Raw genomic sequence first — 23,896 nt, 5'->3', positions numbered from 1 at the left:
ACGCCCCGCGCCGGAAGCTCGGGCGGGGACAGGCGGTCTTTGTGCAGTATCAGCGGCCTGGCCATGGTGGTTCCTCGCGACACGCGTCCTTGCGGCGTCGCGCAGGCTTGCCGCGCCGAACGACACCGGTTACCGTCGATGACATGAGCTTGGCAGCCTCCCTGTTGCAGATCGATCCCCGAGATGATGTGGCCGTCGCCGTGCGCGGCCTGGCCGCCGGCGATTCGGTGGCCCACGCGATCACCGCCCGCGTCGACATCCCGGCCGGACACAAGGTGGCGCTGCGCGCGATGGCCGCTGGCGAGCTGGTGCGGAAGTACGGCTGGCCAATCGGGCGGGCGACAGTGGACATTCAGCCGGGCGACCACGTGCACACGCACAACCTGGCCACCGCGCTCTCCGGCCTCGACACCTACGCCTACGAGCCCACGAACCCTGAGCCCCTTCCCGCCACCGGAAACCGCACCTTCATGGGTTACCGGCGGAAGAACGGGCGGGTGGGCACCCGCAACGAGATCTGGATCCTGTCGACGGTGGGCTGCGTCTCGCGCACCGCCCAGAAGGTGGCCGCCGAGGCGGACAAACGCTTCAAGGGCCGGGTCGACGGGGTCTACGCCCTTACCCACCCCTTCGGCTGCTCCCAGCTGGGGGGCGACCTCGAGGCCACCCGCCGGATGACCGTGGCCCTGGCCGGCCACCCGAACGCGGGCGGAGTTTTGATCATCGGCCTGGGCTGCGAGAACAACCAGCTCGGCCCGCTCCTCGAGGGCGCCGCGCACATCGATCCCGATCGCCTGCGGTCCTTCACCGCCCAGACGGCCGAGGACGAGCTCGAGGCGGGCCTCGAGGCCGTCGAGGAACTTGTGAGGATCGTCGAGCAGGACCGCCGCGAGCCCTGCCCCGTCTCCGACCTGGTGATCGGTCTCAAGTGCGGCGGCTCGGACGGCTTCTCGGGGCTGACCGCCAACCCGCTGGTCGGCCGCATCGCTGACAAGGTGTGCGCCGCCGGCGGCTCGGCCATCCTGACCGAGATCCCGGAGATCTTCGGCGCCGAGCGCCTGCTCATGACCCGCGCCGAGAGCGAGGCGGTCTACGAGGACATCGTCGGCGTGGTGAACGACTTCAAGAGTTACTTCATCGCTCACGGCGAGCCGGTGTCGGAGAACCCCTCGCCCGGCAACATCGCCGGCGGCATCACGACGCTGGAGGAGAAGTCCCTTGGCGCGGTGCAGAAGGCCGGCCGCGCCCCGGTGACCGAGGTGGTCCATTACGGCGGGCAGATCCGTGGCACGCCGGGCGTGGCTCTGCTGGAGGCCCCCGGCAACGATGCGGTCTCGTCCACAGCGCTCACAGCCGCCGGCGCGACGGTCATCCTCTTCACCACCGGCCGGGGCACGCCCCTCGGTTTCCCCGCGCCGACCCTCAAGCTCGCCACCAACTCCAGCCTAGCCCAGCGCAAGCAGCGCTGGATCGACTTCGACGCCGGCCGCATCGCTTCGGGCGAATCCATGGACGCGGCCGCCGACGCCCTGATGGACCTGGTGTTGGCCACCGCCTCGGGCCGTCCAACCCGCGCCGAGGAGAACGGCGAGCGCGAGATCGCACTCTGGAAGCGGGGCGTCACCCTCTGAGCCGAAAGCGCCTGTCGGAGGCCAGGCTGGGCCTCCTCGGTCAAACGCCGGGCTGGGGTACCTCGCGGCGATCGGCGCCGACCTGGAGCGGCTCGATCTTGCCGACGATGACGAGGTAGCTGAACGCGCCGAGCAGGCAGAAGCCGCCCGCCACGACGAGCGGGATCGTGAACGATCCTTTGGTCAGCGAGAGCATCACGCCGGTGAACGTCGTGATGACGATGCCGGCCAGATTCGACGCAAAGTTCTGGATGCCGCTGATCGAAGCCACATGGCGCGGCGTGGGCGCGACGTCGCCGGGGAGGGACCAGATGCTGGCGCCGGCGAACGCAAGACTCGCGTAGGAGATGCCGAAGAAGGCGAGCATCAGATGGATGTTGGAGGTCAATGCCGACAACGTGATCGCCGACGACACCAGCATGCCGCCGACCATGCAGGTCTTGCGTGCCGCGGTGAGGCTCCAGCCACGGCGATAGAGCGCGTCGGAGACGAAGCCGCCGATCCAGCCGCCCGGAATCGCCATCAGCGCGGGGATCATGCCGAGCGTGCCGAGCGACTTGAGCGAGAAGCCGCGCGTTTGCACGAGGTAGCTCGGGAACCACGTGATGAAGAAGTAGTTGGTGAAGTTGAGGCAGAAGAAGCCGAGCATCATGCCCCAGAGCGTGCGATGGCGGAAAAGCGACGCCCACGTCACGCTGTTTTGCGCGTCCTCGGCGGGCGCTGCGTGGACGACGTCCTGCTCGCCCGTCATGTCGCCATGCGCGGGGCTGCGGTAGATGACGACCCAGCCGAGGATCCACACCGCGCCGAACAGGCCCGTGATGATGAAGGCCGCCTTCCATCCGAGCGTGTCGATGATGAGCGCGACGAGGGGAATCGACAGCGCCGAGCCGACGCGCGCACCGCTATCGAAGATGCCCGTCGCGAGCGCGCGCTCGCGCGGCTTGAACCACTGGCTCACGAGCTTGGCGCAGGCCGGGTAGGCGCCGGCCTCGCCCACGCCGAGCAGCAATCGGCAGCCGAACATGGCCGCGACGCTCGACGCGCCGGCGGTCGCCGCGGTAAAGAGCGACCACCAGCCGACGGCGATCGGCAGCGCGATGCGTGCACCCACACGGTCGACGAACCAGCCGAACGGCATCTGCATGAGCGCGTAGGTCCAGAAGAAGCCGCTCATGATAAACCCCATCTGGGCGGGGCCGATCCCGAGCTCCTTCTCGATCTGGGGCGCCGCGACCGCCAGATTGGCGCGATCGATGTAGTTGACGGCGACGGCGAGAAAGCACAGGAAAAGCACGACCCAACGCATCTTCCTCATCTGCATGTCTCCTTGGATACGGTGTCTGTTCGTGCAATCGGCAGCTCTCGCGCGCTGCCCATCGAGCGGCGCTGCCTTGCGGTACGTTGCGCGGGCGGTGCAACGGCGACTGCATCGGGTTGTCGTGGTTATCGGCGCGGCGATCGCGGCGCCTCGCGCGGCCCGTCGATTGCGCGAAGCCGCCCGTGGCAGCCTCACCTGCTCATGCGGGCACGGCCGTGCAAAGAGCCGCGTGCAGCCGGGGCTGATCGAGGTTCAGGCCGTGCTCGCGCGCGAGCTCGATCACGGGCCCGAAGCGGCGTCGCTTCTTCTCGCCATGGTTGCGCGCGATATCGGAGAGCCGGTGATCGAGGAATGGGTTCTGGAAGCGCTGGCGCACCTCGTCGAGGTAGGCGCGCGCGGCAGCACCCTTGCCGAGCGCATCGAAGACGGGCACCACCTCGTCACGCCAGAGCGCTTCGAGATCGGCGCGCAAGGCCGGATCGCGCATCGCGTGCAGCGTGTTCTCGTCCGCGGGGCGCCCGTCCAACTGCCAGCGCTCGGCAAGGTAGGTGTGCCCGAGGTTCAGCAACAGCAGCTTCAAGCGTTCGTAATGGAGCAGGTCGTCCGTCACGATCATCGCTTCATGCTGGCACGGCAGCACCATCCCCTCGCGCCGCTCGATCGCCCAGAGCGCGTAGGGCTCGGCAACCGCGCCGACGGGGCGGATCGGCTCCGAGACGATCCGGTCGACGAGCGAGTTCACCCAGATGCACGTGTGCTCGATGTAGCGCAGGAAGGCGGCATCGGCGCCCCATTGGCGCGCGACGCCGGCGACGAGCGCACGCAGCGTGTCACCGTTGTTCGAGACGAGCTCGCAAGGCAGCAGCGTGAGCGGCGCGGCGCCCGCCTCGAAGCGCGCGCGCAGCAGTACGACGAGCTTCGCGGCGAACCCGCGCGGCACGCCCGCGCCGGGCGCAAGCAATGTCGCCGTGTCCTCGGGCAAGCAGACGTATCCGCTGTCGCTCGTGTTCGAGATCACGACGCGCGCATCCTTCGCGAAGCGCTCGCGCACGAGCGGCCAATCGGTGTTCGCATCGAGCGCTTCCGTGATCGAGCTGCATTCGATCGTCGTATCGACGACCTCTTCGCGGCGCAGCCCCCGGATCCGCACGGGGTGACGCCCCTGAGCGCGCAGCGCGTCGACGCGCGCGCGGCTTTCGGGGTTCGACGTGGTCTGCACCACGGTGATGGTCCCGAGCGCGCAGCCGGCGCCAAGCGCCTCCGAGATGAAAAGGTCCGCGTGAGCCTGCAGGAATCGGCTCGTGCCGAACTGAAGAATCGGATTGCCCATGTCAGTGCTCCGGCGGCTCAGCGGGCGCGTACCCACGCGAGGCTCGTGTCCGCGAGGCTCCCGGTCGCGCTCGACGACACGGTCGACTCGGGATCGTGCTTCGAGAGCAGGTTCTTCATCCGCAGAAACTGGTGGATCGTCTTCATCCGAAATCCCTTCAGTGAAGGCGCCGAATCGCGCACGCTCACGACATACCCACCATGATCTTGGAGGTTCGACCGGGGTGGGCAGCCCAGTCAGCGAGCGCCTCGGGCACGCCTTCGATGGGGATCGATTTCGAAATCAAAATGTTCGGGTCGAACGTGCGTCGCTCGAAGAAGGCGATCACGTCCGAGAACTCGTTCAGGCAGTTGCGCGAGCCGAGGATGTCGAGCTCCTTCATCACGAACAGCCTGGTCTCGTAGCTCACCGGCTCTTTGCCGTACCCGATGTACACGACTCGGCCGCAAAATTTCACCCAATCCACCGCGTTGCGGTACGTCGCGGTCGCGCCCACGGCTTCGATCACGACATCCGGCCCGTCGCCGTTCGTCAGGTCCATCACGCGCTGGCGTGCGTCGGCGTTCCCGAGCACCGCCTCCCGCGCGCCGAGCGCCTTGGCGAGCGCGAACTTTTCGTCCTGCGTGTCGAGCGCGATCACGCGCGCGCCGCGGCTCACCGCGCCGGCGACGGCCCCGAGCCCCACGCCGCCGCAGCCCATCACCAGCACGGTCTCCTCGGCCTCGACGCGCCCTCGCGCCGCCGCGTGAAAGCCTACCGAGAACGGCTCGACGAGCGCGAGCTCCGTGAGACTCAACTCCCGTGACGTGAAGAGCTTCTGGTACGGCACGGCCACGAGCTCGGTCAGCGCGCCGTCGCGCTGTACACCCATGGTCTTGTTGTCGCGGCAGGCGTTGCGCCGTCCCGCGCGGCACGAGGGACACCCGCCGCACGCCGTGTACGGCGTGAACGTGACGTCGGTACCGACGCGCCAGTCCGCCTCGACGCCCGAGCCGAGCTCCACGATCGTGCCGGCCACCTCGTGCCCCAGCACCCGAGGGTACGTCACCATCGGGTTCTTGCCCAAGAACGTGTTCAAGTCGGAACCGCACAAACCGACCCGTTGCACGCGGATCAACACCTCATCGTGCGCCGGTTTGGGCTCGCGGATCTGGCTCACCTGTGCAACCGACGGACCGGTGATCGTCAGGGCTTTCATGCTGTCATTGCCTCACTGAGCGACTTCGTTCACTCGCGGCTTTCACGGCGCGCTCCGCAGCCGGGGCCGCTTCGTTCTGCCAGAGAACAGAGCGCCATGTCGAATGGCCGAAGCCGAAGCGACGTGGCGTTGCTCTACGATCCGTGAGCGGGGCGGCAGGCGCCGCCTTCGCCGTGGCGCTCGGGACGCCGCTGTTCAGGGGTGACGCGCGTAGAACTTCTGCGCATTCTTGTACATGACCTTGTCACGTGCTTCCTGACCAAACTCCTTGAGGTAGAGCTCGGCGATCTCGATCTCCGAAGCGAGACTGCCACCCATATCGACCACGGGCCAGTTGCTGCCCCAGATCAGCCGGTCTTCGCCGAAGGCCTTCATCAGCACGTCGAAGTGCGCCTTGTACGCCGCGAGGTCGGTCGGCGCCTTCCAGGGATCGTCCTCGGTGGCGGCCGGGTTGTACATGTCGAAGAACGACGAGAACTTGATGTAGATGTTCGGGTGCCTGGCCAGCCGCTGCATCGCGTCGACCCAAGCCGGATCCGGCGTCGGCCCCTTCGCGCCCGCCAGGTGATCGATGATGATACGGAGCTTGGGCACCGCGGTTGCGAGCGCCTCGACCTTGTCCTTCGGGTTCAGGGTGCCGCGGCTGATGATGTCGAGGGTCATGCCCTTGGCCGCGAGCTCCTCCAGCGAGGCGAGTTGCTTGGCGTCGAGCGCCAGCTTCGGGCTCCAGAGGAAGCCGCGAATGCCGACCACGCGCGGGTCCGCGGCGAGGCGCGCCAGATCGGCGCTGAAGCTCGGCGAGCCGATCTCGAGCTGCGCGACGAGGAACTTGAAGAAGTCGTTGCCCTTCGTCGTCTCGAGGACCTTGAAGTTGTCGTCGACGACGGGGCTGGCTTCGACGATGCCGGTGCCGATGATGCCATTCTGCTTCGCGATGGCTTCATACTCCGGGGGCAACACGTCGCGGTAAATCGGCTTCTGCTTGGCTTCCGGCCAAACGACGCCGCCCGGACGCGTGACCTGGTAGAGATGGATGTGCGTGTCGAGGATCGGACCACGCTGCTCCGCCGGCACGGCCAGCGGGGCCGCCGCTTTGCTCGTGTCGCCCGCCGTCTCGGGCGGCGTCGCGGTGGTCGCGGAAGACGACGCACACGCCGCGAGCGGCGAGAGCGTCATCATCAGGCACAACTTGGCGAAAGTCGCCGGAATACTCGTGAGTATTTTCATGGTGGAGTCTTTTTGGAGTCGGTGCCGAACGCGATCCCGATAGCGGAGGTGTCGCTGCGCATGACGACCCCCTCATGGCAAAGCAGAATAAGGAGGCTTCAATGTGAACGTTCACATCAGCGATGTCAACACCAATCCGCCCCTGAGGCCAAGCTCGGACTCGGGTGACGGGCAAGTCTCCTCCGGAGCGCCGCGGCAAGAGAGGCGGGCACCGAGCCGCGGTTATGTTCGATGTAGATTCCAATTTCCAATCCGCTTGCCCCGGTCAAGGGCCCATCCCAGTAGGGAGCATCTGGGATCACCGCTGTCGCGGGCGGGCTGGACGATTCGGTCCCGGTGGTCGCCGTCGACCAACACGACGGCGCGGCGGCGGCGACCCGCCATCTCCTCGACCTTGGGTCATGGGCGCCGTGGCCGGCCGCAGCTGCGCACCCATCGGGATCGAGGATGGCCTCGCGCCGATCCTTTTTCGTTGACACCCGCAATGTGAACGCTCACAATTTGTCTTGGGGTTTCTTTTCGCTCTCCCCTGAGCAGGCCATCATGCGCGGCGGCCCTTCCTCCCTGGGATCGGGATCGATCACCAACCCTGGAAAAGCGACGCTGGAGAACTGTTCGATAAGTTTTCCAGCATAGTCGCAGCGCAGCGCAGCGCCGCACGCTGCCGGCTCGCTTGCCACGCGCACCGCGTGGGGCATCAGTCGTCGACGGCGGCTGGATGAGCCGTTGAGGAGAAGAAGATGCAGATTCGCAGTGCAAAAGGTTGCCAGTGGGACCAGGTGAGCCTCGGCGAGGTGATGCTGCGCCTCGACCCGGGTGAGCGCCGCGTCCACACGGCGCGGACGTTCGACGTCGGGGAGGGCGGGGGAGAGTACAACGTGGCGCGGGGGCTCCGGCGCTGCTTCGGGCTCCGCACCGCCATCGTCACGGCGCTCGCGGACAACGCCGTCGGGCGCCTCATCGAGGACCTGATGCTCCAGGGCGGCGTCGACACGTCCTTCCTGCGCTGGGTCGACTACGACGGCGTGGGCCGGGACGTGCGCAACGGCCTCAACTTCACCGAGCGCGGCTTCGGGCCCCGCGCCGCCGCCGGCTGCTCGGACCGCGGCCACAGCGCGGCGTCCAAGCTCAGGCCCGGCGACGTGCCGTGGAAGACCCTCTTCGGCGAGGGCGGCGCGCGCTGGTTCCACACCGGCGGCATCTTCTGCGCTCTATCGGAGACCACGGCCGGCGTGGCGCACGAGGCCATGGAGGTCGCGCGCGCGCATGACGTGCGGATCTCCTACGACCTCAACTACCGGCCCTCGCTGTGGAAGAACTTCGGCGGCCAGCGGCGGGCGCGCGAGGTCAATCGCGCCCTCATGCCGTACGTCGACTGCGTGTTCGGCAACGAGGAGGACTTCGTCGCGGGCCTCGGCTTCGAGGTGTCCGGCGTGGACAGCAGCTACAGCCAGCTCGACACGAGCGGCTTCCGCCGGATGATTTCCGAGGTCGTCGCGGCGTATCCCAACATCGCGGTCGTCGCCACGAGCCTCCGGACGGCCAAGACCGCCAGCGTGAACGGCTGGGGTGGCATCCTGTACTACAAGGGCGAGTTCCACGAGGTCCCGCAGCGAGACATCGAGATCCTGGACCGCGTGGGCGGCGGCGACTCGTTCGCTTCGGGGATCATCTATGGCCTCTTGACCGAGCAGAGCCCGCAGTGGGCAATCGAGTGCGGCGTCGCGCACGGCGCGCTGGCGATGTCGACCCCGGGGGACACCTCGATGGCGTCGCTCGCCGAGGTGCGGAGGGCCATGAGCGGAGCCGGCGCGAGGATCGAGCGATGAACAGGGAGCAAGTCGTCCGCCGCATCGAGGAGATCGGCATCGTCCCCGTCGTGCGCGCGCCGAGCGGAGAGCTCGCCGTGCGGGCCGCTCGCGCGCTGTGCGCGGGCGGCATCGAGGTCATCGAGATCACGATGACCGTCCCCGACGCCCTGTCCGTCATGCGCGAGATCGCCTCGCGGATGGGGGACCACGTCCTCGTCGGCGCGGGCACCGTGCTCACAGCGGACGCGGCCCGCAGGTGCATCGAGGCCGGCGCCGAGTTCATCGTGAGCCCGGGGCTCAACCTGGAGGTCATCCGCGCGGCGCACGATCTCGGGAAGGCGGTCTTCCCGGGGGCGCTCACGCCGACCGAGGTGATCACCGCGTGGAACGCCGGCGCCGACACGGTGAAGCTGTTCCCGTGCTCCGCGATGGGGGGCGCGAAGTACCTGCGCGCCCTGCGCGCGCCGCTCCCGGAGGTGAAGATGATGCCGACCGGCGGGGTCAACCTGACGACAGCCAGGGATTTCATCGAGGCCGGCGCCGTGGCGCTCGGGGTCGGCGGCGAGCTCGTGGACGCCGCGGCGCTCGCGGCGGGCAAGGACGAGGTCCTCACGGAGCGCGCGCGTGAGTTCATGTCCGTGGTCAGCGCCGCGCGTACAGAGCTCAAGAACAGCGCGCGGGCGTAGAGGGCAGCTCCGGCGGGCAGCGCTCGGGAGCTATCCTCGATGGAGCTGCCCGCCGCGACCCCGCCGGCGTCTTCTGCGGCGCTGGGCGCGCCCACCGCCGCCCCGGAGGAGCCGCCGCGCGCAGCAGCGCACGTCGCCGCGCAGCTCACCGTCGACAAGGCGATCCTGATCGGCAAGTGGCCTGAAGGGGTCGCGGTGGTCGGCGACACGGCGTGGGTCGCGGAGAGCGGGAACCGGCGCGTCGCGCGCGTCGACCTGAAGCGTGGAGTGGTGACGGCGCACGTGGCGGTTGGCCGGCTCCCGGTGCAGGTGGTCGCGTCACCCGCGGGGGTGGTCTACACGCTGACGCACACCGATCAGACGGTCTGGGCCATCGACGGGCAGACGGCGCGTGCTCGCGCGCTGGCGCGCTTGCCCGACTCCCCCGCGGACATGGTGGTTGCGGACGGCGCGCTCTGGGTGCTGCTCTGGAGCAAGGGGAGCTCGACGGACTCCTCGGTCGTGCGGATCGATCCGGCCACGGGAGGTCAACGCCGCTCGCCCGCGCTCGGCCGGGACGCGTTCGCGCTCGCCGTCGGGCACGGCCGGATCTGGGTGGCGCACGGCAATGGAGACGTGAGCGTCGTCGACCAGACCTCGCTGGAGCCCCGCGACGATCTGCACATCGGCGACCTCCACCGACGCATCGCCGCCGGCCCGGGCGCGGTGTTCACGGATGTGCGCTCCGGGGTCGTCCGTCTGGATCCTGTGAGCGGCAGAGCCACGCACGAGGTCGCGCTCGGCGAGCTCGTCTCTGTGCTCCGGCAGATGGGCGACGAGGTCGTCGCCGTGGGCCAATCTGGTCGCACGTGGCTGCTCGACCCGGAGAACCTGACCCTCCGCGCGATCCTCGCCGCCCCCGAGGGCGTGAGGTCGCCGCACGCTGCAATGCGATACGGGGAGACGCTGCTCCTCACCGAGTTCGACGACGCTGGCGCAGCTGGGGAGGCGGACGGCCGCCTGCTCATCCTGCGATCTTCGCCTCGCTGACGCCGGGCCAACCATGCCCCAGCTCGGCCGGCGGGCCAGCGTCCCGGGAGCGAGCGCGCGGCGGCGCGCGCAGGGCCAGCACGGTCCAGCGCGAAGGCGCGATCATTCTTCCGGCGGCTTCACGCCGGGGGTCGGCTGCCCGACGACGTAGCCGTCCGCGGCCCATTGGAAGGCCAGGCTCACGCCGGGTACCTGAGCTTCGAGCACGAGGCCGCCATCGCTCACGCCGCCGGGCGCCGTCAGCACGAGCTCGCCGCCGCTCGGATCGAGCGCAAAGCTCGTGTGGAGCTCGCCCTGGTCCGTGTCGCCGTCGGCAAACAGGACGAGCACCTCGTGACGCGGAAGGGTGACGGCGGGCAGCGGCCACTTGCCGCGCTCGGCGAAGTCGTCGGACAGCGTCCAGCCCGTCAGATCGACGTCCTCCGCCGACGGATTGAACAGCTCGATCCACGGCTCGTACTCGCCGGATTCATCCGCCAGCGTTGTCGTGTTGTTGAGCATGACCTCCGAGATCGACACGGCCAGCGGCACAGGACACCCCCAACAGAACGCCGGGCTGCCGGTCGAGATCATCGGGACGGCGTCGACAAGCACGGAGCCGTCGGCGGCGAAGGCGCTGAACGTGAACGGAGCGTCGAAACCGAACTTGAGCTCGTAGCGAGCCGTGCCCGCATCGGCTCGCGCGACGTCCGTCCAGTTATGATGGCTGTTGACGTACTCGAGGCGGCTCGGTTCGGCGACGCACGCCGTCGTTCCGTCGAGCGATACGCTGAAACCGTCCAATCGATACAAGGAGGATTCGCCGACACCGAAGTCTTCCCAGATCCGCCTGAGCTGGACCACCGCGCGCCCGTCAGAGGTCTCGAAGCGGAGCACGTGGGTCGCGCGGAGGCGGCCGCCGGGACGTTCGCCGCACAGCGCGTCGCTCGAGTCTGGCTGTGCTCCGCCGGCGCCGCCCGCGCTCGCTCCGTTCCCCGGCTCGGAGCTGGAACAGCCGGCGCACGCCAGCGAGAACCCGAGGCCGTACAGGATCGTTTTCAAGGTCATGTCTGGCTCCATCATGGCGTGTAGGGTCTGGCTTGCTTGATCACGGTGCGCCCGTCCATCGTGACGTCCACTTCCACGTCGAGCGACAGCGGGGCGAGGCTTGGGTACACGCTGGCCGCGAAATGGTCCTGCACCACGAACAACAGCCCCGCGAGCTCGTTCAACGCTGCATCGGACCAGAGCCGCGCGCCGCCCGCCGCCAGCGAGGACGGTGACACCAGCGTGACCTCGCTCGGCGATCCGCCGGAAGAGCGCCGGAACGTCAGGATCTCAGGGCTGGCGATGGGATCCAGCGGCTCGGCGACGCCCACCTCTCCCACCTGGCTGACCACACGATACAAAGGCTCCGGCGCGTCGGGTTCGAGCCCCGTGAGCGCGACGGCTTCCAGGCGTTCACCGACGAACGTGGGGTGGACCGCGACGCCCATGAACACCTTGGTGTGATCGATGCCATAGTACTCGCGATCGTCGAACGCGCGTTCGTTCCACAAGCTGGCCCAGACCCGGCGCACCGCGAGCAGGGCGCTCTTTTCTTCGGTCAAGTCCTGCTCGAGGTCCTCGATGATCGGCAGCAGATGGCTCCGGTCGGGGTGCTCGGCGAGCTCGAGCTCTCGCCGCTCGAGCTCGGCGCGCAGGTAGGCCTCGTGCTCCGGGCTCAAGCAGGCCGACGGCCCGAGCGTGTCCGGATCGAGGTCGTCGGCCAGGCAGCCGCTCCGGGAGTCGTACAGACCTGCTCCCGACAGACCCGGCAGGTCCTCGGCGTTGGTGCTGCTGCGAAAACGCAGCCGGGTGACCAGCCCCGCGGCGCCGTAGGCCTGGCGAACGGCCGCTTCGAGCGCCGCGCCGAATTCGGGCAAGTGCTCGGCGGCACGCATGCGGCCCCGGAGCTCCGACAGGCGGCGCTGTTTGTAATCGGCGTCCGTGAACACCCGGGGATCGGCCAGCAGCGCCGCGACTTCGGCGTTGAGCCCGCGCCGATCCATGAAGTCTGCATAGGCGCGGAACGGAATCGCAAAGCCGTCCACGCGGTTCTGTTCGGGCAGGATCCGGGACAGCTCTCCGAGGTTCGCGGCCTTGGTGCCGAACGCCGCGACATCCGCCGAGCCGAGCGAGGCCAGGGCTGCCGGCGTGGCGACCTCCAGGTCCGCGGCTGGATCTCCGAGCGGCGGCCGGCGGGTGCTCCAGAACGCCTCGGCGTCTTCCAGGCGCGCGGGCTCGATCTCCACGTGGGTGCCCCGGGCCGTGAGGTGGACCAGCCCATGGGCAAGCGCGCGGAGGACGCTGTTGTCGAACACGCCCGGCACCGCGGCGCTCGGGATCCCCTTCTCGCGCAAGCGCAGGTTCAGGTGGCTGGCCAGGCTCTGCGGCTGCCGTGTGACGAGGCCGGCGACCAGCCCCAGATCGCTCGGCGCCGCGTCGATCACCAGCACGTCGCGCGGTCCGGCACGGCCTGCGGCGGCGCCGTCCACGATCTTCAGGTAACCGTACGCCTCGCCCTCGCTGTACGTCTCGGCGGACAGCCCGCTCAACAGCGTATCCGGATCGACCAGCGCGACGCCTGCTGCCACGAGCTCGTCGGCGATGCCTTGAACCGCCGCGGTCTGGGCAGAGCCGTCCGGTGAGAACACCAGGAAGCGCTCAGCGAACGGACTACACCCCTTGAGCCGCCGGTCGGCTTGCACGATGTCGTCGACCGTCAGGAGCTCATCGGGCGCGGCTTCGCTGTAGACCGTGTACGCCAGCACGCCCGCCGCTCCGGTCAGCGGATGAGGCGTGGCCGGGTAGAGCTTCAGGCCGCCGCCCCACATCACGCGGCTGGCGCGGCGCAGCACCATGTCCGCATAACGTTCCGGCGCGAGCGCCGCGTACTCCGGGAAGGTACGGAGGAACTGCAAATGGTACGGGTGGTCGTCGGTATTCTGAAACAGGCACGCTGCGCCGGCGAACATCGCCGGAGGCTCGCGGCCGTCGACGATCGTCAGGTACTTCACCTCCGCGCCCTCGCCTGCCAGGGAAATATAGTCGTCGCGCGTGACGAGCTCCGTGAGATACTCCGCGTCAGTCCCCGGCGCTCCCCCTGCGCCGGCGGCGTTCACGGCCGAGGAATCGCCACATGCTGTCAATGCGACTGCCGAAAGCATGGCCGCTACCGGCGCCAAGGTCCAAGGTTGCATCGATTGGGTTTCCCTCCCCGACGTGGCCGGAGTCGAGCAAGCGTGATGCCAGGCCGGCGGCCGTGCTGGTCGCCACCGGAAGCGGCGCTCGAAGGGCCGCAGCCGTGACATCCGCGTCGCGGAGTGTGCCGCGGCCGTGATGGCACAGAGCCCCTTCGCGCCACCGGCAAGATCACTGGGTGGGAGCTGCTCTTGAGTGAAGAAAACCAGCACGTTTACCTGATTTCATGGCTGCAGCATTGGGGATTGCAGCGCGCTGCCTAGCGCCCTCTTCCACAGATCGCTCGCCCAGAGGGTTTGCCACGGCGAGCCAGGCGGAAGGCGCAGCCGAGCGGCGTGAACGCCGTGAAGCGCGGTCCCGCCACCGGCGCCGCGGGCGTCGTGTCCCCGTCGCCTTTGCCCGCCGCCTCGTCGGGGGCTGGTCATCGAGGTATCGCTGCTCGAAGATGGCTTCTCTGAGGGAGCGAGATGCAAGGCAACGCGGAGAAAGCGAGGTGAGCAGCAGGCGAGCCCCCTCCCGCGCGGCCACCGCCGACCTGGACGCTCCCGGGAAGCGGCCCTTCGACATCGACCAGGTGCTGGCGCGGGTGCGCGAGGCGGTCCGGCCGTTCCCCAAGGCCGCGATGTTCGCGCTCGCCGACGACGGCTACGCATCGGTGTTCGAGCAGCTCGTCGCGTGTGTCATCTCCATCCGCACCCTCGACGAGGTCACCATCCCGGCCGCGAAGCGGCTCTTCGCGGTCGCCCGCGCGCCCGAGGCGATGGCCGAGCTGACGCCCGCCGAGATCGAGCGGCTCATCGCACCCTCGACCTTCGCTGACGTCAAGGCGCGCCAGATTCACGCCATTGCGCGCCGCACGCGGGACGACCTGGGCGGCGTGCTCCCGTGCTCGTACGACGTCCTCACCGGCTTCCACGGCGTCGGTCCGAAGTGCGCGAGCCTGGCGCTCGGCATCGCCTGCGGCGAGAGCCGAATCAGCGTGGACGTGCACGTCCACCGCATCACGAACCGCTGGGGCTACGTCGCGACGCGGACGCCCGATGCAACGACCGCCGCGCTGGAAGACCGCCTGCCCCGCGCCTACTGGGTCGAGATCAACCAGCTGCTCGTGCCGTTCGGCAAGCACGTGTGCACCGGCGCGCGGCCCAGGTGCTCGGCGTGCGCCGTGCTCGAATTCTGCCGTCAGGTCGGGGTCGGTGACCACCGTTGACCGCGGCTCCGGTGCCGCCGCCCCCTGGCAGCGCAGCGGGCTGACGACGCGCTGCGTTCGGTCACCGACCTGACGAGGTCCGAGAAGCCCTGCGACCGGGCAGAGGTCGCCCGGCGGTCCGGCGGCGGCGGCGACAGCACCGTCTTCCGAGGTGCGCGGCGACGACGACGACCACGCTGCCCTGAGATGGCCTTAATGAGAGATATTGACGAAGACGTTCACGCTCCCGTCCTGCTGGACCGGGGTGGAGACGACGAGCACGTCCGGCCTCTGGTCGGCGTTCACGTCTCCGATCGCGAGCGCCCTGGTGAAGACGCTTTGGTACACGAGCGCTGCGTCGAACGTGCCATCGCCCTTGCCGCGAAGCACACCCACCGTCCCACCGCCGCCGAGCGCAAGGAAAATATCGGGCCGCGTATCGGAGTCGAAATCCGCCGTGCTGAGCGCTGTCTCGATGGGGAAGTAGACCGGCATGGTGATCGGCGCGCCGAACATCCCCCGTGGCTGGCCGGGCAGCACGCCGACGACGCTCGCGCTACCCACCGTCGCGAAAGCCATATCGAGCACGCCGTCGCCCGTGAAATCGGCGGGCGCGACGGTCCACGCGGAGCTGCCCACCGGGAGGCTCGTGGCCGCCTCGAGCGTGCCGTCTCCGTTGCCGATGAGGAGCCGAATATCATCGCTGTCGTAGTTCGCCGTCGCCAGATCCGCCTTCCCATCGCCATTGAAATCGCGAGCCGTCACATCCAGGATGTTCATCCCCGCGGGATACGCGATCGGCGGCAGGAACCCGCCAGCCTTGTCATTGAGGAGCACTCGCACGTTGTCGAAGGTGGTCGCCGCGATATCGGCGGCGCCGTCTCCATTCATGTCGGCGAGCGCGATCCTCCTCCCGCCCTCGTGGAGCGTCACGGGGCCGAACGAGCCTGCGCCGTCACCGAGGAGCACACCGACCTTTCCCGCCGCGATGGTGCCGAACACGACATCGAGGTGCCCGTCGCCGTTCACGTCCCACGCGACGACCTGCTCCGGATCCACGCCGCCGGCAGGGATGGTCACGGGCATATCGAATGCGCCGCTCTCTTTCCCGACATATAACGAGAGCGTCTGGCCACCGGCATACGCGACGACCACGTCGGCCTTGCCGTCTTCATTCCAATCGCCGAGCGCCACGCCTCTCGCGCCCTTGCCCCCGAGGAGCGCCGGAGCTGCGTGGAACGTCCCATCTCCGCGACCTCGCGCGACCACGAGGCCGCTCATCGACATGACGAGATCCGCTTTGCCGTCCCCGTCGATGTCTCCCGACCGGACGCGCGAGCCACGGTCTCCAGTAAAATACGTCACCCGCGGCTCGAGCCCCCCGAGCCCGTCACCCCGAAAAACGCTGAGGATCGAGTCGTCCATGCTCTCCACCGCGATGTCTTGTTTTCCGTCGCTGTCCCAGTCACCGATGACGACGCCGCTCGGCGCGAGGCCGGCCGGGACGCGCTTGGTCGCCGAGAGCGCGCCCGACGGGCTACCCATCAAGAGGGTCATTCCCTTCGTATCCACGGCAGCGATATCGGGGTTGCCGTCGGCGTCGAGGTCGCCGACCGCCAGATCAGCCGCGCTGCCGACCGGCACGCCGTCTTGCGCGGAGATCGTGGTCTTCGTCACAGGGCCGAACGCGCCGCCGGCCTGACCGAAGCGCACGCTGACGACCGGCGTGGAGATCTCTGTGTCATAACCGACGATGTCGCGCACGCCGTCGCTATCGAGGTCGGCCAGCGTGATGAAGCGACAATTCGTGGTCCCGGTGAGCGTGCTCGACGTCGTGAACGCGCCCGCGCCATCCCCCGCCAGGATCGTGATGCTATTGCCATTGCGGCTCGCCACGATGTCGAGCTTCCCATCACCGCTCACGTCGGCGAGGACGGGCGAGACGTAGTCCGCTCCCGGGCTCGAAATCGGGGCCTGGAACGTGCCGTCGCCGTTGCCGAGCAGGACGCGGACGCCAGCGTCGGCGCTCAGGAGCGTGACGACCAGATCCTGGTTCATGTCGCCGTTCACGTCGCCCACGGCGACGTCATGCGCTCCATTCACGACGTGCTCTGTCCGAGGAAGAAACCCACCTTTGCCATCGGCGAGGAGCACGGAGACTCTATTCGCGCTGCGTAGCGCCAGCGCGCCGTCGACAAGTCCATCGCCATTGAGGTCCGCGAGCGCGAATGGGGTGCCGACATAGCTCGATCCGGTCGCATGGAACCTGACGACATCAAAGTCGATGGTCTCCGCAGCCGGAGGCGCGCCCCCACCCGCTCCGCCTGCGCCATCTTGGCCGCCGCTCCCGCCCGTGCCGCCGGCGCCGCCGCTCCCGCCCGTGCCGCCGCTGCCGCTGCCGCCTGCGCCGCCGCTCCCGCCCGTGCTCCCGGCGCCGCCTGCACCGCCGCTCCCGCCCGTGCTGCCGGCGCCGCCTGCACCGCCGCTCCCGCCTGTGCCGCCAACGCCGCCCGCGCCACCTTGACCGCCGAGCCCCCCGGCGCCGCCCTGACCAACGGGCTGATCGGATGGAACGTCCCCGCACGCATAGCTGCAGAAGATGACGAACGCCGATGCCAGAACTCCGCCATGTGTACGCATTTGGATATCACCTTGCAATGAGCCGCGATTGGGAAGATAGTCCGCGCAAATCCATTTCTATTTGTCAAGAACTTTGCGCCAGCGCGTGCAGCGTGGCTGTACGGTGGGACGGCCGCCACGAGGAGATTGACTTCCGGATCGCGTTTGGATTTCCTGGCCCCTGTGCCGCCGCGATCAGAGAGGAATTCATCATGAATGCGCGTTATGCGATTGGACTCATCGTCGTTGGTTGTGGTTGCGCGGGATCGACGCCGAGCGCCTCGAGCCCGCCGCCGAGCGAACCGCTTGCGAGCGCGGAAGCTCCCGCGCCCGTCGCGCCCGCGCCGTCGGCACCGGCGCCTTTGCAAACGGCGCCCGCGGCCGAACCCGCGGCGACTGCGAGCGTCCCCAAGCTAGCGCCCCCCGAAACACCCGATGCCATCAAGGCGCCGAGCACGGCCAATCTCGTATTGAAGGCGAACGCCAAGGGCGCGCAGATCTACGTGTGCGGCAAGAAGAAGGAGCCCAAGGCGAAATTCGAATGGACGCTCAAAGCCCCGGACGCGACGCTCTCGGACGAGGCAGGAAAGACGCTGGGCAAGCATTACGGCGGCCCGACCTGGGAAGCGGCAGATGGCAGCAAAATCGTTGGTGCCATGAAGGCCAAGGTCGATGCTCCCGACACCACCGCGATCCCCTGGCTGCTCCTGGAGATCAAGTCGACCGAGGGGCAAGGCGTGCTCAGCCACGTCGCGTGGATTCAGCGCGTTCAGACCGTGGGCGGCAAAGCTCCGGCGGACGGCTGCGACAAAGCGCACGATGGCGCCGAAGCGCGCATCGACTACAGCGCGACCTACTACTTCTACGCGAACCCGTGAGCTCGCTCGCTCTCTGAGCCCGCTCGGACAGCCGCGTTGGCCCTGGCCGCCGCCCTGCGCGCCGAGCGGGGCGCTCTTACCAAGGATCCGCCGACTCAGCGCGCAGCGGTCAGCTGCTTGGCAGACGGGGTTGTCGCCCTCGCATAGAGGCTATCGAGGAACAGGGACATCGAGAGGTACAGCTGCGCACCAGGGCTGTAGAACAGGGAACGGTGCTGTCCGTCCTCCCCCAGGCTGGGCGCGGTGTTGTCGTAGCCGAGCTCGAACCACGCGATGTCCTCGGCCGGGTAGCTCAGCGACACCTCGAACGTTGTGCTGGTCGTTGCCGACGAGCCGCGCGACTCCACGGGCACGCACGTCAGCACGGTCTGCACACAGCCTTCATCGAACGGCACGTCACGGAATCGGGCCACGAGCCCCCACGTGTTGCCGAGCGATAGATCGCCCCAGAGGTTGACCCAGAAGCTCATCCGCACGGACAGCTGATCGCGCAGCAGGAAGTCCCCCGAGAGCCGATCGTCGAGCTGCACCTCGCCCGACGGGGACGAACGAGGTCTGACGGGGTCGCCGTTCGAGGGCGTGGTGGCCTGCGAGAACAGGTGCTCCCATACGCCGCCGGCCGAGAAGAAGACGCCGTTCAACCACTCTTCATCGAGCAGGGGGAGGTTCGCGAGCACACCGAGCCCGAGCCGCGTGCGCGCGTAGACTCCGGTGTACCGGCTCGCCGGCGACGTCGGGAGCGCGACGCCGAGCCGAGGCCCGGCGAGCAGGGCGAGGCCCTTGTCGTCCTGAAAGATCGTGTAGGTGTACGCGGCCTGGAGGGGAAGGTCCGCCAGAGTGACGGAGTCCTCTCCGGGGACATCGCCGTCTGACAGGGGCACGTTCAGGGCGATGTCGGTGCCCACCCAGGCCCAGTGTTCCTTCGTGCTCACGAACGAGTAGCGGGGAACGAGCGAGAAGGTCATGCCGGCGTACTCGCCGTCGTCGCTGTAAGGCCCGCCGTCGAGACCGAAGACGTTGGTGGTGGCGCTGGTGGTCCAGCCGAATTGGCTCGTGCGAAGCGCGTTGTCGCGCGCGCCGAGGTGGAACAGCGGCGCCCCGCCCCGGAGCCCCGGCGCCCGGCCCGGCCCCTGCGCCACAGGCGCCGGCTCTGCCGGGAGAGGAGCGGCCGCCGGTTGCGCGAGCGCCTCGCCCCGGCAACAGACGAGCGCAGCGGCGAGCGAGCTCGCGCTGAGCGCTGCCCTTGCGGCGCGACTGGACAAATCCCCCGGCATCCCGGCAAAAGCATACCCCGACGTTTGCGAGATTTGAACGGCTCGCTCGGCCGTTCGCTGCTCGTCCACCGCCGTGAACGGCGCCACGTCGAAACGGCCGCCGAACGACGTCATTTGCCCGCGGGCTGTGGAGTGAACGCGGCCCCGCGATCCGTGCTCAGGGCGCGCCTCCCGCCGGCTCGTAGACATACGGTCGGGTGCTGGTCAGAACCGTGAAGCCGAGCCGCCGCAGGATCGGCTCGGAGGTGGGCAGCGCGTCGACCAGCGCATACGTGCGGCCGCGCGCCAAGGCTTCGGCCAGCCGGTGCCGGACCAGGGCGCTGAAGTAGCCACGCCCGCGGTGGGCGGATTGGGTCCGGCCGCCCGCCAGCTCAGCGAACTCGCTGCCCTCGGCGTAGTGCGTGCGCCCGCAGGCGACCGGCTCGCCGTTGAAGCGCAGCACGTGGACGGTCATCCCGTCCGGCGTATCCCGCAGGATGCCCGCCAGGCGCCGCGTCTCCGCGTCGACGTCCCGGCGGCCGATATCGCGGGAGATCTCGGCGACGTCCGCCAGGCCACGCTCGTCCTCGACGCGCACGATGTCCGTTCCCGGGGGCCAGGCGCCGCCGCCCACCGGGGCTCCGCCCGCGGTCGCGAGAGGGAGCACCCGCGGGCGTCGCCGGCGCCAGGAGGAGCCGGCACGCCGACCGGTCGGGGGAGAACTCCCGCGCCACGCTCCCAGGCTCCGCGAGACACAGGCGGTGGTGATCGAGACGCTCGAGGAGATGCGTGCGCTCGCCGTCCTTCATGCGACCTTTCCTCGCGCGAGGTCCTCCGGCGACGAGCGCGTCTCCAGCATGTCCCCGATAGGTCCGATCGATTATCTCTGCTTGCCCGCTGGCGCCGGCCTCTCGTCGAGCTTCTTCTCGAGCGGCCCCCCTTCCGCGCTCTTTTTCTTTTCGATCCACGCGATCACCGGATCTCGCCACGAGAGCCCCGTCCCCACGGCCTTCGGATCTTGCGCCGCGAAGACGGCGCCGTCACCGCCCCCGTACATGAAATCGGTGATGATGACCGTGTAGCGCGTCTTCGGATCCATCGGCTTGCCGCCCACCGACCAATCTCCGTTCGGCGCTCTCTTCGCGCCGGAGATGATGAACGACTTCGCCTCGAGGTCCTTCGCGAGCGACGCGCCGTCGATAGATACCTTCACCAGGCGGTTGTCGAACGGGAGCACGCTCCAGATCGTCGCGTGGGTGATCGGCCCCCGCGGGATGGTTTGTCGCACGCCGCCTCGGTTCATGATCGCCACGTCGCCGCCCACCTCGTGGAGCCAGGCGTCGCTCACGATCTTGCCGACGGCCTCCTCCGGGCCGATCCCGTCCTCCGAATGGCCGATGACCTTCCCGAGCGCGCCGTCGACCTTCGTTCTCGACGCCGTGACGAGCCGCGCGAGCGGAGGATCCGCTGGGACTTGCGGATCGGTCGCCACGTCGACGATGGAATGGCTGATCGTGACGACGCGGGCCCGCGGGGGATTGTCGGGGTTGATGGTGATGGCGACGCGGGCGTACTGGTGCAGGCGCCAGCCGGGGGTGATGACGGGCGTGTCGCCTGCGCGCGCGTCGATCTTCCTGTGGCAATGGCCCCCTCCGACGAACGCGAGCTGCCACTCCGGGTGCTTCTTCACGATGGGCAAGAGATCGTCGGGGCATTCGTGCGCGGTCACGACGACGACGTCGGCGGCTCCCGTCTCCCGCGCTTCATGGATCGCTCTGTCGAGCGAGGCCTCGGTGGGCTCGAACGTGATCCCTCGAAAGCGCTCGGCCATCGCGGCCTTCAGCGTATCTGCTGCGGCGAGCCCCACGACGCCGATCTTCACGCCCTTGCGCTCGAAGACCTCGTAACGCCGGATGGCGAGCTCGTCCGCGAGCTTCGCGTCGTCGATCTTCACGTTCGCCGCGAGGTAACGCAATCGCGCGAGGTCACGGAGCTTCGAAAATTGAGGCACGCCGAAATCGAACTCGTGATTGCCGAACGCCGATGCGGCATAACCCATGCGACCCATCGCGCTCGCCATGGACACGCCGTTGAAATACGTCGAGATGGCGGGGCCGGTGAAATTGTCGCCGCCCGAGAGGAGGAGCGTGCGCGGCGGCGCGACGACGGGCGCGTCGCTCCGATTCAGAACCAGCGCGCGAGCGCGTCGTCGAGCGACGTCGACGACGCGTCTGTCCACGCGATGCAGCCGTCGGGTCGGACGAGCATCGACGGGCCGTCTTTGGTGCGTGCATGGTGCACGTCTTGCGGGAGTGACCGTTCCGAAGGCGAGATGAAGAGGCCGCCGCCCTTCTCCATCAGCACATAGAGCCGCTCTTCGCTGCCGCCTTCGAGCGTGAGGAGCTCGTCCTTCGCGAGGGTGCCGACGAGCGGGTCGTCGTCACCGAGGTCGTAACGAACGCCGACGCCCGTGAGCATCTCGCCGAAGTAGCGATTGCCTTCGGGCAGCTTCATCAGGTCGCTCACGATGGCGCGGAGCGCGCTCGTGAGCGGGTCAGGACGCATGAGCGCGACTTGCGCGCGGGTATTCTCGAGGACGCGCGCAGCGACGGGGTGGCGCTCGGCGGTGTACGAGTCGAGGAGATGTTCGCGCCCCTTCACCGCCGCGGCGAGCTTGAAGCCGAGGTTCGCGGCGTCGACGAGGCCGAGGTTCAAGCCCTGACCGCCGAAGGGCGAGTGGACGTGCGCGGCGTCACCGGCGAGAAGGACGCGGCCCATCCTGTAGGTCGTTGCTTGCCGGGCGTTGTCGGTCCAGCGCGTCGCCATCGTCATCGACAGGATCTTGACGTCGGTGCCGCTCACGCGCTGGATCGCCGCTTCGACCTCGGCTTGCGTGATCGGCGCATCCCGATTGGGCGGCGGCCCGTTGAACTCCGCCGTGAAGACGCGCCCCGGCATCGGTCCGGACGCGACGAGGCCGCGCGGCGTTCGGTGCCAGCCCGTCGCGAGCTTCTCGGGCATATCGAGCTCGACGACGGCTTGATAGCCGGTGATGGTCGGATCCGTGCCGGGGAACTCGAAGCCGGCGAGCTTGCGGACGCGGCTCCGGCCGCCGTCGCAGCCGACGAGGTACTTCGCGCTCAGCGGGCCCGCGCTCGTCTGCACGGTCACGCCGTCGTTGTCCCGCTCGAAACCTTCCACCGTGACGCCGCGACGGATTTCGATCCCGAGCTCCGTCGCGCGCGCGATCAGGATCCTCTCGAGCGCCTCTTGCGGCACGGGGCGCATGTGGCGCTCCGGGTCGCGCTGGAGGCTCGGGTCGATCAAGAACAGTCCAGAAAAATGGCCTCCCGGCCTCTTCATCGGTCCAGGTCCGAAGCGCGCCTTCAGCGCCGGCATCATCAGCGCCATGGTGGCACGGCGCTCGTCGTCGAGCGCCCCCGCGAGCCCGCGTCGTTCCAGCGCCTCGGCTGCCACCGCGCCGACCCCGGCGGCCTTGATCGTGCGGTCGGGCTCCGCGAGCCGCTCGAGCACGAGCGGCTCCACGCCCGCGGTCGCGAGCTCGATCGAGAGGAAGAGCCCGACCGGGCCAGCGCCTGCGACGACCACGTCGTGAGTCATGACGTTAATTTTATACTCGGTAAATTTTTTTGCCATACAAAATTTTTGTCTTGGTCTAAGATCTGATCCATGGGCGAGCTCCGCGAAAGCAAGAAGCGCGAGACCAGGCAGCGGATCTCCGACGTCGCGACGGCGATGTTCTTCGCGCGCGGCTTCGACGCCGTGACGGTCGAAGAGATCGCCGCCGCCGCAAATGTCTCCAAGATGACGGTGTTCAACTACTTCGCGCGCAAGGAGGACCTCCTCCTGGATCGCGAGGACGAGGTGAAGCTGCTCTTGCGCGAGGCAATCCGCGGGAGGTCGCAGGGGCAGCCGTCGATCGACGCGCTCCGCCGCCTCGTCGACAGGCTGTGCGAGCAGAAGCATCCGTTCGCTCGCATCGACGGCCAGACGGTCGGCTGGTGGCGCGTCGTTGCGGCGAGCCCGTCGCTCAAGGCGCGCCTCCGCGAGATCGGGGACGAGGTGGTCGAGGGGCTCGCGGTCGAGCTCGCTGGTCCGAAGCCCGATGGCCTCGCGCGGCTCGTCGCCGGCATGGTCGTGCTGACGTGGCGCACGGCGTACGGCGAAGCGATCCGCGTGTTCGAGCGCGGAGGCTCGGCGAAGAAGGCGAACGCTGCGTTCATCGCGTTGATCGATCGCGGCTTTGCGGCCCTCCACGGAATGGCGGCGGGCTCGAGCTGGCAGACGACCGGATGACCCATCCCGACCCAGGGAGCCCGCTGCCCCACCACTCCGGTCCTCGCGGCGCTCGCCTCCCCCGCTTCAGCGAGCGCGAGATCCTGTAAACCTTCCGCCAAGCATCAGCGTCATGCCCTTGGCCGGGCGCTCGAGCCCTCCGGGGCTCGTCATCGCCGCAGCCCACCGCAGCGCCGGCGCCGACG

The 23,896-nt window shown here is 68.7% G+C and carries 20 protein-coding genes; 7 read left to right on the top strand and 13 right to left on the bottom strand.

Annotation, left to right across the window (positions count from 1 at the left end):
- Nucleotides 1-143 precede the first annotated feature (143 nt).
- A complete protein-coding gene (locus tag WMF12_RS06320) occupies nucleotides 144-1,631 on the top strand; it encodes a UxaA family hydrolase (RefSeq protein WP_437868751.1) in 1,488 nt (495 codons plus the stop codon).
- 40 nt (nucleotides 1,632-1,671) lie between these two features.
- Here the strand turns inward: WMF12_RS06320 and WMF12_RS06315 are convergent, their stop codons facing one another.
- The 6 genes from WMF12_RS06315 to WMF12_RS06290 form a co-directional block, all read right to left on the bottom strand.
- Nucleotides 1,672-2,949, bottom strand: coding sequence for an MFS transporter (locus WMF12_RS06315; RefSeq protein ID WP_437873836.1), 1,278 nt, complete (start codon nucleotides 2,947-2,949; stop codon nucleotides 1,672-1,674).
- 202 nt (nucleotides 2,950-3,151) lie between these two features.
- Nucleotides 3,152-4,282 carry a mannitol dehydrogenase family protein gene (locus WMF12_RS06310; RefSeq protein WP_437873835.1) on the bottom strand — a complete coding sequence of 377 codons (1,131 nt, stop codon included), beginning with the start codon at nucleotides 4,280-4,282 and terminating at the stop codon, nucleotides 3,152-3,154.
- 17 nt (nucleotides 4,283-4,299) lie between these two features.
- The gene (locus WMF12_RS06305) at nucleotides 4,300-4,428 is read right to left on the bottom strand and encodes a hypothetical protein (RefSeq protein WP_437868742.1); all 129 of its coding nucleotides are present in this window, start codon (nucleotides 4,426-4,428) and stop codon (nucleotides 4,300-4,302) included.
- Between the two features lie 38 nt (nucleotides 4,429-4,466).
- Nucleotides 4,467-5,480, bottom strand: a complete 1,014-nt coding sequence (locus WMF12_RS06300) for a zinc-binding alcohol dehydrogenase family protein (protein WP_437868738.1) — start codon at nucleotides 5,478-5,480, stop codon at nucleotides 4,467-4,469.
- A gap of 195 nt (nucleotides 5,481-5,675) precedes the next feature.
- Nucleotides 5,676-6,707 (bottom strand): amidohydrolase family protein, encoded by a 1,032-nt coding sequence (locus tag WMF12_RS06295; RefSeq protein ID WP_437868732.1) that lies wholly within the window; start codon nucleotides 6,705-6,707, stop codon nucleotides 5,676-5,678.
- 494 nt (nucleotides 6,708-7,201) lie between these two features.
- Nucleotides 7,202-7,387, bottom strand: a complete 186-nt coding sequence (locus WMF12_RS06290) for a hypothetical protein (RefSeq protein WP_437868726.1) — start codon at nucleotides 7,385-7,387, stop codon at nucleotides 7,202-7,204.
- A 60-nt stretch (nucleotides 7,388-7,447) separates the two neighbouring features.
- Between WMF12_RS06290 and WMF12_RS06285 the strand changes: the two genes are divergently transcribed.
- From WMF12_RS06285 to WMF12_RS06275, 3 genes are read left to right on the top strand one after another with little or no spacing between them, the layout of a single operon-like run.
- Nucleotides 7,448-8,536, top strand: a complete 1,089-nt coding sequence (locus tag WMF12_RS06285; RefSeq protein WP_437868719.1) for a PfkB family carbohydrate kinase — start codon at nucleotides 7,448-7,450, stop codon at nucleotides 8,534-8,536.
- Nucleotides 8,533-9,204 (top strand): bifunctional 4-hydroxy-2-oxoglutarate aldolase/2-dehydro-3-deoxy-phosphogluconate aldolase, encoded by a 672-nt coding sequence (locus tag WMF12_RS06280; RefSeq protein WP_437868713.1) that lies wholly within the window; start codon nucleotides 8,533-8,535, stop codon nucleotides 9,202-9,204. The genes WMF12_RS06285 and WMF12_RS06280 overlap by 4 nt, the downstream gene beginning before the upstream one ends.
- 39 nt (nucleotides 9,205-9,243) lie before the next feature.
- Complete coding sequence (locus tag WMF12_RS06275; RefSeq protein ID WP_437868700.1) at nucleotides 9,244-10,233, top strand: hypothetical protein; 990 nt, start codon at nucleotides 9,244-9,246, stop codon at nucleotides 10,231-10,233.
- Between the two features lie 102 nt (nucleotides 10,234-10,335).
- Here WMF12_RS06275 and WMF12_RS06270 read toward each other — a convergent pair whose 3' ends face one another.
- Both WMF12_RS06270 and WMF12_RS06265 read right to left on the bottom strand, forming a co-directional pair.
- Nucleotides 10,336-11,280, bottom strand: a complete 945-nt coding sequence (locus WMF12_RS06270; RefSeq protein WP_437868694.1) for a lamin tail domain-containing protein — start codon at nucleotides 11,278-11,280, stop codon at nucleotides 10,336-10,338.
- 11 nt (nucleotides 11,281-11,291) lie between these two features.
- Entirely contained in the window at nucleotides 11,292-13,271 is a 1,980-nt protein-coding gene (locus WMF12_RS06265; protein WP_437868683.1) for a PEP/pyruvate-binding domain-containing protein, read from the bottom strand.
- Nucleotides 13,272-13,948: 677 nt separating this feature from the next.
- On the opposite strand from WMF12_RS06265, the gene WMF12_RS06260 reads away from it, so the two are divergent.
- The gene (locus WMF12_RS06260; RefSeq protein ID WP_437868672.1) at nucleotides 13,949-14,665 is read left to right on the top strand and encodes an endonuclease III domain-containing protein; all 717 of its coding nucleotides are present in this window, start codon (nucleotides 13,949-13,951) and stop codon (nucleotides 14,663-14,665) included.
- A gap of 192 nt (nucleotides 14,666-14,857) precedes the next feature.
- Here the strand turns inward: WMF12_RS06260 and WMF12_RS06255 are convergent, their stop codons facing one another.
- Nucleotides 14,858-17,284, bottom strand: a complete 2,427-nt coding sequence (locus tag WMF12_RS06255; protein ID WP_437868662.1) for an FG-GAP repeat domain-containing protein — start codon at nucleotides 17,282-17,284, stop codon at nucleotides 14,858-14,860.
- A gap of 191 nt (nucleotides 17,285-17,475) precedes the next feature.
- Here WMF12_RS06255 and WMF12_RS06250 point away from each other — a divergent pair, with 191 nt between their 5' ends.
- On the top strand, nucleotides 17,476-18,141 hold the full coding sequence (locus tag WMF12_RS06250; protein WP_437744705.1) for a DUF3455 domain-containing protein: 666 nt from the start codon (nucleotides 17,476-17,478) through the stop codon (nucleotides 18,139-18,141).
- A gap of 95 nt (nucleotides 18,142-18,236) precedes the next feature.
- On the opposite strand, the gene WMF12_RS06245 is transcribed toward WMF12_RS06250, so the two are convergent.
- The 4 genes from WMF12_RS06245 to WMF12_RS06230 form a co-directional block, all read right to left on the bottom strand.
- Complete coding sequence (locus WMF12_RS06245; RefSeq protein WP_437868651.1) at nucleotides 18,237-19,280, bottom strand: hypothetical protein; 1,044 nt, start codon at nucleotides 19,278-19,280, stop codon at nucleotides 18,237-18,239.
- 292 nt (nucleotides 19,281-19,572) lie between these two features.
- Complete coding sequence (locus WMF12_RS06240) at nucleotides 19,573-19,992, bottom strand: GNAT family N-acetyltransferase (RefSeq protein WP_437868640.1); 420 nt, start codon at nucleotides 19,990-19,992, stop codon at nucleotides 19,573-19,575.
- A 282-nt stretch (nucleotides 19,993-20,274) separates the two neighbouring features.
- Nucleotides 20,275-21,633: a bifunctional metallophosphatase/5'-nucleotidase gene (locus tag WMF12_RS06235; RefSeq protein WP_437868625.1), complete on the bottom strand. Its 1,359-nt coding sequence runs from the start codon at nucleotides 21,631-21,633 to the stop codon at nucleotides 20,275-20,277.
- Nucleotides 21,579-23,051, bottom strand: coding sequence for an FAD-dependent monooxygenase (locus WMF12_RS06230; RefSeq protein WP_437868615.1), 1,473 nt, complete (start codon nucleotides 23,049-23,051; stop codon nucleotides 21,579-21,581). Before WMF12_RS06230 ends, WMF12_RS06235 begins: the two co-directional genes overlap by 55 nt.
- A gap of 33 nt (nucleotides 23,052-23,084) precedes the next feature.
- Between WMF12_RS06230 and WMF12_RS06225 the strand changes: the two genes are divergently transcribed.
- On the top strand, nucleotides 23,085-23,711 hold the full coding sequence (locus tag WMF12_RS06225) for a TetR/AcrR family transcriptional regulator (protein WP_437868604.1): 627 nt from the start codon (nucleotides 23,085-23,087) through the stop codon (nucleotides 23,709-23,711).
- The last annotated feature ends 185 nt before the right edge of the window (nucleotides 23,712-23,896 follow it).

Origin of the sequence: Sorangium sp. So ce363, assembly GCF_051520435.1 — a bacterium.
GTDB lineage: Bacteria > Myxococcota_A > Polyangia > Polyangiales > Polyangiaceae > Sorangium > Sorangium cellulosum_B.
Note: the sequence above shows the minus strand (reverse complement) of the source record. Positions and strands in the feature narration are given on the sequence as shown.